The 10,938-nt window shown below is 64.6% G+C and carries 12 protein-coding genes; 8 read left to right on the forward strand and 4 right to left on the reverse strand.

The features are described 5' to 3' along the window. The 6 genes from VOI29_RS03320 to selD are packed head-to-tail and all read left to right on the forward strand — an operon-like array spanning position 1 to position 5,271. The gene (locus tag VOI29_RS03320; RefSeq protein WP_024089737.1) at positions 1-354 is read left to right on the forward strand and encodes a Na+/H+ antiporter subunit C; all 354 of its coding nucleotides are present in this window, start codon (positions 1-3) and stop codon (positions 352-354) included. After that, positions 354-1,892: a monovalent cation/H+ antiporter subunit D gene (locus VOI29_RS03325; protein ID WP_323776030.1), complete on the forward strand. Its 1,539-nt coding sequence runs from the start codon at positions 354-356 to the stop codon at positions 1,890-1,892. Before VOI29_RS03320 ends, VOI29_RS03325 begins: the two co-directional genes overlap by 1 nt. Then, the gene (locus tag VOI29_RS03330; protein WP_323776020.1) at positions 1,889-2,386 is read left to right on the forward strand and encodes a Na+/H+ antiporter subunit E; all 498 of its coding nucleotides are present in this window, start codon (positions 1,889-1,891) and stop codon (positions 2,384-2,386) included. Before VOI29_RS03325 ends, VOI29_RS03330 begins: the two co-directional genes overlap by 4 nt. Further along, positions 2,383-2,652, forward strand: a complete 270-nt coding sequence (locus tag VOI29_RS03335; RefSeq protein WP_323776021.1) for a K+/H+ antiporter subunit F — start codon at positions 2,383-2,385, stop codon at positions 2,650-2,652. Before VOI29_RS03330 ends, VOI29_RS03335 begins: the two co-directional genes overlap by 4 nt. A 9-nt stretch (positions 2,653-2,661) precedes the next feature. Continuing rightward, on the forward strand, positions 2,662-3,060 hold the full coding sequence (locus VOI29_RS03340) for a Na+/H+ antiporter subunit G (protein ID WP_323776022.1): 399 nt from the start codon (positions 2,662-2,664) through the stop codon (positions 3,058-3,060). 48 nt (positions 3,061-3,108) lie between these two features. Then, on the forward strand, positions 3,109-5,271 hold the full coding sequence (selD, locus tag VOI29_RS03345; RefSeq protein WP_323776023.1) for a selenide, water dikinase SelD: 2,163 nt from the start codon (positions 3,109-3,111) through the stop codon (positions 5,269-5,271). A 221-nt stretch (positions 5,272-5,492) separates the two neighbouring features. Here selD and mnmH read toward each other — a convergent pair whose 3' ends face one another. Further along, a complete protein-coding gene (gene mnmH / locus VOI29_RS03350) occupies positions 5,493-6,545 on the reverse strand; it encodes a tRNA 2-selenouridine(34) synthase MnmH (protein WP_323776024.1) in 1,053 nt (350 codons plus the stop codon). A gap of 178 nt (positions 6,546-6,723) precedes the next feature. Between mnmH and VOI29_RS03355 the strand changes: the two genes are divergently transcribed. Beyond that, positions 6,724-7,215 (forward strand): MarR family transcriptional regulator, encoded by a 492-nt coding sequence (locus VOI29_RS03355; RefSeq protein WP_323776025.1) that lies wholly within the window; start codon positions 6,724-6,726, stop codon positions 7,213-7,215. Positions 7,216-7,217: 2 nt separating this feature from the next. Here VOI29_RS03355 and VOI29_RS03360 read toward each other — a convergent pair whose 3' ends face one another. Beyond that, complete coding sequence (locus VOI29_RS03360; protein ID WP_323776026.1) at positions 7,218-7,907, reverse strand: SOS response-associated peptidase; 690 nt, start codon at positions 7,905-7,907, stop codon at positions 7,218-7,220. Positions 7,908-7,998: 91 nt separating this feature from the next. On the opposite strand from VOI29_RS03360, the gene VOI29_RS03365 reads away from it, so the two are divergent. Then, complete coding sequence (locus VOI29_RS03365; protein ID WP_323776027.1) at positions 7,999-9,747, forward strand: tetratricopeptide repeat-containing sulfotransferase family protein; 1,749 nt, start codon at positions 7,999-8,001, stop codon at positions 9,745-9,747. Positions 9,748-9,753: 6 nt separating this feature from the next. Here the strand turns inward: VOI29_RS03365 and VOI29_RS03370 are convergent, their stop codons facing one another. Both VOI29_RS03370 and VOI29_RS03375 read right to left on the reverse strand, forming a co-directional pair. After that, positions 9,754-10,062, reverse strand: a complete 309-nt coding sequence (locus VOI29_RS03370; protein ID WP_323776031.1) for a DUF1992 domain-containing protein — start codon at positions 10,060-10,062, stop codon at positions 9,754-9,756. Positions 10,063-10,166: 104 nt separating this feature from the next. Further along, entirely contained in the window at positions 10,167-10,775 is a 609-nt protein-coding gene (locus VOI29_RS03375) for a glutathione S-transferase family protein (protein ID WP_323776028.1), read from the reverse strand. Between the last annotated feature and the right edge of the window lie 163 nt (positions 10,776-10,938).

Below are 10,938 nucleotides of genomic sequence, written 5' to 3' on the forward strand. Positions count from 1 at the left end.
ATGGAACTTCTCGTCGCTTCTGCCGTGGGCATCCTGACAGCGGCCGGGATCTACCTGATCCTGCGCCGCCGCAGTTTCCCGGTGATCCTGGGTCTGTCGCTGATCACCTACGCAGTCAACGTCTTCCTGTTCGCCACCGGACGGCTGGCAACCGGCGCGCCGCCGATCCTCAACAAGTATCAAGAGGTCGCCTATACCGACCCGCTGCCGCAGGCGCTGGTGCTGACCGCAATTGTGATCTCCTTCGGCATGACCGCCGTGGTGGTGATGATTGCGCTGGGGGCGTATCTGTCGTCCCGCGATGACCGCACTGCGATGCCGGTTGAACCCGAAGGCGCAGGAGACGACGCATGATCGACCACCTTCTGATCGCGCCGGTGGTGCTGCCCGCCCTGGTGGCACCCTTCATCATCATGGCAGTGCGCCACCATCTCGACCTGCAGCGGATCTTCTCGCTGGCCAGCGTGGTGCTGCTGGCCGCCATCTCGCTGACACTGGCCGCACAGACGCTGGACGGCACCGTCAAGGTCTATGAGCTGGGCGACTGGCCGGCACCTTTCGGCATCGTGCTGGTGCTGGACCGGCTGTCGGCGATGATGATCGTGCTGACCTCGCTGTTGGCCCTGCCCGTCCTGCTTTACGCCATCGGCTCCGGCTGGGACACTCGCGGCGCCAACTTCCACGCGCTGTTCCAGTTCCAGCTGATGGGCATCATGGGCGCCTTCCTGACCGGCGATGCGTTCAACCTGTTTGTCTTCTTCGAGGTGCTGCTGATCGCATCTTACGGCCTGATGATCCACTCCGGCGGCACCCGCCGGTTTCAGGCCGGGGTGCAGTATGTGGTGTTCAATCTCCTGGGGTCTACCCTGTTCCTGTTTGCCCTCGGCACGCTTTATTCGGTGACCGGCACCCTGAACATGGCTGATCTCGCCGTAAAAGTGGCCCAGATCCCGGCCGAGGACACCGCCCTTTTGCGCGTCGGCGCGGTGATGCTGCTGCTGGTCTTTGCCATCAAGGCGTCGCTGCTGCCGCTGCACTTCTGGCTGCCATCGGCCTATGCCAATGCGCCGATGCCGGTTGCCGCGCTCTTTGCGATCATGACCAAGGTCGGCGCCTATTCGATCCTGCGCATCTACACGCTTGTCTTCGGCCCGGAGGTTGAAGCCACCGCCGGCCTGACCGAGGCCTGGCTGATGCCCGCCGCGCTGCTGACGCTTGGCGCAGGTGCCATCGGCGTTCTCGGCTCCAACAAGCTGGGCCGGCTGGCAGCCTTCGGCGCCATCGCCTCGATGGGCACGCTGCTGATTGCGATTTCGCTGTTCACCCCTTCGGCCGCGGCAGCTGCCCTGTATTACCTGGTCCATTCGACCCTGGCTGCGGCGCTCTTGTTCTTGGTTGCCGATCTGGTGATGGAACGGCAGGGTCCCTGGATCCAGGCGCAGCTGCCGATGCCGCAGACCGGGCTGATCTCGGCGCTGTTCTTTGCTGCAGCCATCGCCCTTGCGGGCATGCCGCCGCTGTCCGGTTTCCTGGGCAAGCTGCTGGTGCTGGACGCCACCCGCGGCGTTGATCTTGCCGCCTGGATCTGGGCCGTGATCCTGGCCGGTTCCCTGATCACCATCATCGGCATGGCCCGCGCAGGCTCGCTGCTGTTCTGGAAAGGCCACGGGCTGCCGCCGCGGGACACCGATACCAGCGAGGAACCGCCACTGGAAGACCTGGCCGCAAGACCGGCGCAGCTGCCCTTTGCCGCCTGCTTCGGCCTGCTTGGCGGCTTGGTGGCGCTCACCGTCTTTGCCGGTCCCGCCACCCGCTATGCCGAAGCCACGGCGGCGCAGCTTTACGCGCCGACCGCCTACATCGAAACTGTGCTGGGGAGGCACGCAGAATGAAACTGGTCTGGCGGCTGTTCCCGCACCCCCTGCTCACGCTTCTGCTGACGCTGACCTGGCTCCTGCTGGTCAACAGCTGGTCGCTCAACTCGCTGATCTTCGGCCTCATGCTCGGCGTGCTGATCCCGTTCGTGACCCAGCCCTTCTGGCCCAACCGGCCCCAGCTGCGCCGCCCGCTGAAAATCGCCGAATACATCCTGGTCGTGCTGCTGGACATCGTCCAGGCCAATATCATCGTCGCCCGCATCGTGCTGTTCAAACCCAATGCCGATCGCCGGCCCAACTGGATCACCATCCCGCTTGACCTGAAAACACCCGAAGCGATCACCGCCCTGGCCGGCACCATCACCATGACGCCAGGCACCCTGTCGGCAGATATTTCGGACGAAGGCCACAGCCTGCTGGTCCATTGTCTCGACGCGCCCAACCCGGACGCGGTGCGGGATGAAATCAAACAGCGCTACGAGCGCCGGCTGATGGAGATTTTCGAATGATCGAAAGCGCTTCGACCTTTGCCTTTGCCTGCTTTGCCCTCGCGATGCTGATGAACCTCTGGAAGATCGTCACCGCGCCGGATGTGGCCGACCGCATCCTGGCGCTGGATACCATGTTCATCAACGCCATCGCGCTGATGGTGCTCTACGGCCTGACGCTGGGAACCGAGATCTTTTTCGAAGCAGCAATGATCATTGCCATGCTCGGCTTTGTCTCCACCGTGGCCTACGCGCGCTTTATCCTGCGCGGCAATATCATCGAATAGGGGAGACATATGGAAAGCCTGTTAGAACTGCTTGTTGCCGCCTTCCTGGTGATCGCCGGGATCTTTGGCATTGTCGGCTCCTTCGGGCTGCTGAAACTCAACGATCCCATGTCGCGCCTGCACGCCCCGACCAAGGCCACCACCCTGGGCGTCGGCGGCGTGCTGCTGGCCTCGATGCTGCATGCTGCAGCGTTTGAGAAATCCTTCTCGATGCACGAACTGATGATCACGCTGTTCCTGTTCCTGACCGCACCGGTGACCGCAAATTTCATTGCCAAGGTGCATATTCACCGGCAGGAGAGCCGCGAGACCATGCCCACGGCGGGCGAGGATGACCATTGGGCCACCCATGACACGCGGGAGGATGAGGAACGCAAGACCGCAAGCCGCACCGACACCCCCCAATAAGGTCCGCTTTGGTGCGCCTTCCGGACCGCTGCAAAGGCAGGACATGACATGGATTTTTCGCGTTTTCCCCTGACCCGTGATCTGGTGCTGATCGGCGGCGGCCACTCCCATGCGCTGGTGCTGCGCAAATGGGGCATGCGGCCCCTGCCCGGCGCCCGGCTGACTGTCATCAACCCCGGTCCCGCGGCGCCCTACTCCGGCATGCTGCCCGGTTACGTCGCCGGTCATTATCCGCGCGAGGATCTGGACATCGATCTGGTGCGCCTCGCCCGCTTTGCCGGTGCCCGCGTGGTGCTGGGCGCGGCAAACCATATCGACACCGCGGCCCAGCTGGTGCATGTGCCGGGCCGCCCGCCGATTGCCTATGATGCCGCCTCGGTCGATATCGGCATCACCTCCGCCATGCCGGACCTGCCGGGTTTTGCCGGACATGGCATCCCCGCCAAACCGCTGGGTGGCTTCGCCGCCCGATGGGCCGCCTTCCGCGAGGGCAGCAGCCCCGCCCATGTTGCGGTGATCGGTGGCGGCGTCGCCGGGGCGGAGCTGATCCTGGCGATGGCCTTTGCCCTGAAAAGCCGCGGCCGCCTGGCCCAGGCCACGCTGATCGACAGCGACGCGGCCTTGCGCACAATTGGTGAACAGGCCCGCCGCAGGCTGCGCCGCGCGCTGGTCGAACACGGCGTGCGTCTGGAAGAAAACGTCCGGATTGAGCGGATCGAAGCGGACCATATCGTCCTTCAGGACGGACGCGAGCTGCTGTCAGAGTTCACCACCGGCGCCGCCGGCGCCCGCCCTTACGGCTGGCTCAGCGCCAGCGGCCTCGCCTTGCGGAATGGCTTCATCCGGGTGAGTGAAACCCTGCAAAGCTCCGCCGCCAATGTCTTTGCGGCCGGCGATTGCGCCCATATGGACTTTGCCCCGCGCCCCAAAGCGGGCGTTTACGCGGTACGCCAGGCGCCGGTGCTGTACCACAACCTGCGCAGCATCCTGACCGGCGACCCCTTGCGCAGATACCACCCGCAAAAGGACTACCTGAAGCTCATTTCGATGGGCCGCAAAGACGCCCTGGGCGAACGCTTCGGCGCCACTTTGTCAGGCCCTTTGATGTGGACCTGGAAAGACCGCATCGACCAGGCCTTCATGGAAAAGTTCCGCGACCTGCCCGCCATGGACCCGCCGGACCTGCCCGCCGAACACACGCTGGGCATGGACGCGGCACTTGGCGACAAGCCGATGTGCGGCGGCTGCGGCGCCAAGGTCGGGCGGGATGCATTGCTGGGCACCCTTTCCGGGCTGCAAGTTGCGGACCGCCCGGACATCACCCCGCTGCCCGGCGATGATGCCGCCCTGCTGACCACCGGCGGCGTCCAGCAGGTGATCAGCACCGACCATCTGCGCAGCTTCTGCAACGACCCGGTGATGATGGCCCGCATCGCCGCCGTGCATGCGCTTGGCGATATCTGGGCAATGGGTGCGGATCCGCAGGCCGCCACCGCCAATCTGATCCTGCCGCGGATGTCGCCCGCGCTGCAGTCCCGCACCCTGCAGGAGATCATGGCCGCCGCAACCGAGGTCATGCAGGACGCCGGCGCCGCCATCATCGGCGGCCATACCTCCCTGGGGGATGAGCTGACGGCGGGCTTCACCGTCACCGGCCTGTGCCGCCGCCCCGCGATCACCCTGACCGGAGCTGAACCCGGCGATGCGCTGATCCTGACCAAACCCATTGGCTCTGGCGTGCTGATGGCGGCGGAGATGGCGGGCGAGGCAAAGGGCGCGTGGATCGCCGCCGCGCTGGACCGGATGAGCCAGCCGCAAGGCGCCGCCGCCCGCATTCTGCAAGACGCCCATGCGATGACGGATGTCACCGGCTTCGGCCTCATCGGCCACCTGCTCGGCCTCTGCGAAGCATCCCGGACCGGGGCCGAAATCTTCACCGGAAAAATCCCGCTGATGCAGGGCGCGGCAGAGCTGGCCGACCGCGGCATCCGGTCCTCGCTGTTCCCGTCAAATCAGGCTGCCCTGCCCGCGCTGAAGACCACCGGCTGGCAGGATCTGCTGTTCGATCCGCAAACCGCAGGCGGGCTGCTGGCAGCGGTGGCGGCGGATCAGGCGCAACTCCTGCTGGAGCAGCTCTGCCTGGCCGGATACCCGGCTGCGCTGATTGGCAGGGTGACTTCAAACCACGGCGCCATCATCCTGAGCGTTTGAGGTTTTTTTCTGCGGCAAGGGGCCAGCCCCTCTTGGCCTTGCGGCCAATTCAGCCCGGAATACCGGCAACCAGAAAGAAGCCTGGAACGCCCGCTTGCTCCCAGGTTTCTGTCTGGTCAGAAATACTCCTGCCGGAGGCCTGCTGCGCGTCAGCGCAGCGCCACGCCCAACGGGAGCGGGGGCATCTTTGCTGCGCCTGCGACGGGCGGGAGCATCGCCGGTCACAGACTGGAGATGATCCTGGCAACCTGGGCGGCTGCAGCGTCCAGCCCGGCGTCATCCAGCGCGCCGGCTTCGACAGTGGCAGCAACCTTTGCGCCGATGGCAGCGCGGGATTTGCGGTAAGCGGGGTCGTAATGCTCGGCCATCAGCGCCTTGGTCAGCCCTGCCTTGTCGCCCTCGGCGATGCGGGAAAACCAACCCTCCACCACTGCGCCCGAGCGATAGGCGCGCAGGGGCGCCAGCTTTTCGCGCAGACCGTCCGCGTCTGACAGAATATCGTCATAAGCCGCCACCAGATAGCGGCAGCGGGCCGCAGCCGGCACCTGCAGTTCGATCCGCGGCGCCTGCTTCATCCCTGCCCAGACGGAGGGCGGAATAATCCGCTGGCCCACCTTGCTCGATTCGGCCTCCACCAGCACCGGGCGGCCTGGGTCCAGCTGCATCACTGCGCCGGCAAGGGCGGATTCGAACCCCTTCTGCGACGGCTGCGGCGTCGGCATGTCCCCCAGCAGCGAGCCGCGATGATTGGCCAGCCCCTCCAGATCCAGCACCTGCACACCCAGCTGCCCGGCGCGTTTCAGCACCTCGGTCTTGGCAGATCCGGTATAGCCGTCCAGCGCCACCAGCCGGTGCGGCAGCGCGGTCTGATACAACGCCGCGTTCACCAGACGGCGGTAGCTTTGATAACCGCCTTCCACCACCTCGGCGCGCCAGCCGATCTGCTGCAGCATCCAGGTGAAGGACCCCGACCGCTGGCCGCCGCGCCAGCAGTAAACCAGCGGCCTCCAGCCGCCCTCATGATGGCTCAGGCGCTGCTCGATGTGGTTTGCGGCATTGCGGAACACCAGCGCCGCGCCCAGCTTGCGCGCCTTGAAGGGGCTGTCCTGCACATAGATGGTGCCGACCTCTGCCCGCTCCGCGTTATCCAGCACCGGCAGGCTGATGGCGCCGGGCACGTGGTCCTCGGCAAATTCAGCCGGGCTGCGGACATCGATCACGGTGTCAAAGCCATGGGCATAGAAGTCTTGCAGGGAGGTGAATTTCAATGCCATATCCCTGCTCTACCGCGCCCCTTGGGCAAGGAAAAGCCGCAATTGCCGCAGCTGCGGCAATAAAACTTGCGCGCACTGCGCACAGGGCAGTAAGGCAGTCAAGGCAGCCAGCCCCGCAGACAGGCGGCCGGCACCAGCAGAACGGAACCAGCAGAACGGCAAGGACCAGCAGAAGGCCATGGACAGCGACCCTTTGGACATCCACACCCTGCCCGGCCACCTGATCCGGCGGCTGCACCAGATCTCCGTGGCCCAGTTCATGGACCGGATGGCGGAGCAAGGCACTGACCTCACCCCGGTGCAGTTTTCCGCCATGACCGCGATCTACCGCCACCCCGGCATCGACCAGGCCTCGGTTGCGGGGCTGATAGCCTATGACCGGGCCACCCTGGGAAAGGTTGTGGACCGGCTGGTTGAAAAGGGGCTGGTGGCACGCAGGATCAGCAAGGCGGACCGGCGCGCACGCGAGGTCAGCCTGACCGGCGAAGGCGACGCGTTGCTTAAACGGCTTTTGCCGGTTGTGCGGGCCGCCCAGCCGGGCATCCTGACGGGGCTTACGGAATCAGAGCGGGAAACCTTTGTAGCCCTGCTGCAAAAGGCCGCCATCGCCGCCAACGGCCTCAGCCGCGCGCCGCAGCGCGACCTGCCGCCGCGCGAGGCCGCCGAGTAGCCTCAGATCAGCCGGCCGCGCGGGATGCCGCCGTCCTCCGACGGTTCGATCAGCTCCGGCCCTTCGGCCCGGCTGGAATTCACCGCCGGATCCACCCGGTGGAACTCCAGGATGCCCGCCGCCCCCGGCTGCATCAGCCGCGCAGCACCCGGCCCCTGCTCACCCAGCCATACGCCCCAGTCCTGCGGCTCCAGAATCAACGGCATCCGGTGGTGAATGGACGACAGCGCCTCATTTGCCGCGGTGGTGACAATGGCGCAGGTCTTGACCGGGTCTTCCGCTCCCCAGCTCTGCCAGATTGCGGCAAAGGCCAAGGGGGCTGCGTCGCTGCGGTGGATGTACCAGGGCAGCCGGGCGCCGCCGGCGGCTTTGGTCCATTCATAGAACCCCGTGGCCGGGATCAGGCAGCGCCGTTCGCGGCAGGCTGCGGCAAATGCGGGCTTCTCCGCAATCGTCTCTGCCCGCGCGTTGATCAGCAGCGGCCCGGCGGTTTCAGACTTGTACCAATGCGGCAGGAAGCCCCAGCGCATGGCAACCAGCTGCCGCCCTGCTTCGCCTGCCTGCACCGCATGCACCGGGCTGGCCGGGCAGACATTGAAGTCGGGCACTCTGGGCAGATTGTTTGCAGGCTGCGCCGCAAACAGCTGCGCCATTGCATCCGTAGGCAGTGTTATGGCAAATCGTCCGCACATGCTGATTTTCTAAACCAGGACTGCCCCTGCGCAAAGAGCCTGCGCACATCCGGAAAACAGCTGCCCTGACATTAAGAGACGGATAGGCCACATGACCCTTCAGAACGACCTCCAGGCAGCGTTCGGCTTTCTCAATCAGGGCAGGTTCAAACAGGCGCTGAAACAGTCCAAGGCCGGGATGAAGCGGCACAAGAGCCATCCGGATTTTCCCAACATTGCCGGAATCTCCCTGTCCGGTCTCGGCAAACACCGCGATGCGGTGCCGCATTTCAAAAAGGCGCTGGTCCTGGCGCCCGGCTTTCATGATGCCCGCAAGAACCTGGCGCAGACGCTTCTGTTCCTGCAGCAGGGCGAGACCGCGATGAAACTGCTGGACCGGGTGCTGGCGGATCTGCCCGCAGATCAAGGCGCGCTGTATCTGAAGGCACAGGCGCAGCTGGTGCAGAACGATCCCGAGGCAGCCATTGCGACTGCAAACGGCGCCCTTGCCCGCGATGGCAAGCAACCGCGGATGCTGCGGCTGCGGGCGATGGCATGGAAGAACCTGGGCGATGAAAAAGCGGCGCTGGAAGACTATCAGGCCACCCTGCGCCTGAACCCTGATGACGTGGACGCGCTGACCAATATCAGCCTGCCGCTGGCCCGACTCATGCGTCAGGATGAAGCCACCGAAGCCGCGCAAAAGGCGGTTGCCCTGGCGCCGGAGAACCTGGAAGCGCGGCGGCGGCTGGCCAGCCAGCTGATCTCCAACGGCGAGACCGAAGCCGCCCGCGCCCAGTGCCTCGCGATATTGGATCTGGACCCGAAGGACAGCCAGGTGCTGGAGATGCTGGCCCGGCTCAACAGCCGTGAACAGAACGCAGAACTGCTGCCGGTGGCGCAAAAGGCGCTGAAAGCCGCCCCGCCGCGCTCGCTGGACCGGGCCAATGTCAGCTTTGCGCTGGCGCGGATATCCGACCAGTGCGGCGACAAACAGGCTTTTGCGGCCCACAACGACGAAGCCAATGCCTGTATGGCGGCGCAGAACCCCTATGATTACGAGGACAGCGAACGCCAGTTCAGCCGCATCATGGCGGCTTTTCCGCAAGCCATCCCCCCGGCTGACACCGCCCCGGACGGCCCGCGCCCGATCTATGTGGTGGGGATGCCGCGCTCCGGCACCACCCTCACCGAAACGGTGATCGGCCTGCACCCAGATGTCTTCCCCCTGGGTGAACGCGGCGTGCCCGCCTTCCTGCTGCATCCATACCTGGACAAGGATCAGGATTTCACCCCCGAGGCCGCCCGGAACTTCGCGGTTGAGGACATCAGCCGGCTGCCTGAAATGCCCGCGGGCACCGCGGCCTATGTTGACAAGATGCCGGACAATTACCGCCTGCTGGGCCACTTGCTGACCGCCTATCCCAAGGCCCGGTTTGTGCATCTGTGCCGCGATCCGCGCGATGTGGCGCTGTCGATCTGGCGCGGTTATTTCTCCGGCAGTTCGCTCACCTATGCCTATGACCTGAAAGCGATGGCGCACCGTTTCAATCTCTATGGCCGTCTGATGCAGCATTGGCGCCGGGTGATGCCGGGCCGGATCTATGATCTGCGTTATGAGAGCCTGGTGTCCGATATCGAAAGCGAAAGCCGCAAGCTGGCCGAGTTCTGCGGGCTGGACTGGGTCGCGGACATGGCCCACCCCGAACGCCACAAGGGCCAGGTTCTGACCCTGTCCAACACACAGGTCAGGCAGACCGTGCATACGCGTTCGGTTGGGAAATGGGAACAATACGCCGGTGTTCTGGCCCCGTTCACCGACGGGCTGGATCCGGAAATCTGGCCGGAAATCAAAGCATAACAGCGCCTATTTACTGTAGGACTTGCGCGCCAGTTCAATGCGCGCATCCATCATCGACATGTCCTTCAGGATCTCCATCCGGCGGCTGCGGTCGCCGGTCTCGCGCAGCTCGGCCCGCAGGCGCTGCAACTCGCGCGACAGGCTGACGAACTCCGGCACCCCGCCGCTTTCGCGCACCAGCCGGTTGATCAATGCGTGTTCCGGGTCATCGCAGTCCGGCAGCGGCTTGCCGGCGCCCGCCAGATTGTCAAAGGCACCGTCCTTTTCGGCGGCTTCGATCCGGGCGTTGATAAGGTCGATCAGCGGGTGGTCCATAATCCGCATTTTGCCACGGCTGCGCAGCGGGTGAAACCCTTTGCCATTGCTCCGCCTAACCCCAAGGCCAAGCAGGGGCTACCTGCCATTGGGCATTTGCCATTCTACTCCGCCGCCTGCGGGGCTGGATTGACTGTTTGCCAGGCCTCCAGCCGCTCAATCCGGGCCATCCATCGCAGGATATTGCTGTAGCCCTCAACCGGGTAGCGGCAGGGCTCGCGATAGCACAGGATCGCCGCAACCGAGATATCCGCCGCGGTCATCAGCTCTCCCGACAGCCAGTTGCGCCCGTCCAGATGACCGTTCAGCACCTTGGCGAGTTTGTGAAAGTCCTCCGCCGCGGCCTCGATGTCGATATCCGCCCGTCCGAAGAGGTGGCGCGAGATAAATTTGCTGCAGACCGGCGTCCAATGGCATCCCTCCCAGAACTGCCAGCGCATGATATCATAGCGCTGGTTTGATTGCGGCCACAGCGGCGTTTCCCGGTCGGAGCACAGACGGTTGATGATCGCGTTGGATTCCCACAGCGAAGACCCGTCATCCTCCTCCAGCACCGGCACCTTGGCATTTGGGTTAAGCTCTGCAAATGCTTCCTGAAATTGTTCACCTGCCTGCAGGTCCACGATCCGGACCGGCAGGTCCAAACCCAAAAGGCTGTTCACAACCAGCACTTTGCGGGAGTTTGGTGACGGGGGGAATACAGGAAGTTTCATCAGGCCGCCTCTTTCGTTTCACTAATTAACACATGGGTTAAATATAGGGTGCGGCCGCCTGCGTCAAGGCACGACGCCCCGGTTGCCCGTCCCGCGGACGGCCGGACAGGTTAACATTCAATAAATAAAATATGTAAGCGATCCTGCCCCAATGTTTCGCGCG

The sequence above is a fragment of the Leisingera sp. genome (genome assembly GCF_034669605.1).
Taxonomy (GTDB): domain Bacteria; phylum Pseudomonadota; class Alphaproteobacteria; order Rhodobacterales; family Rhodobacteraceae; genus Leisingera.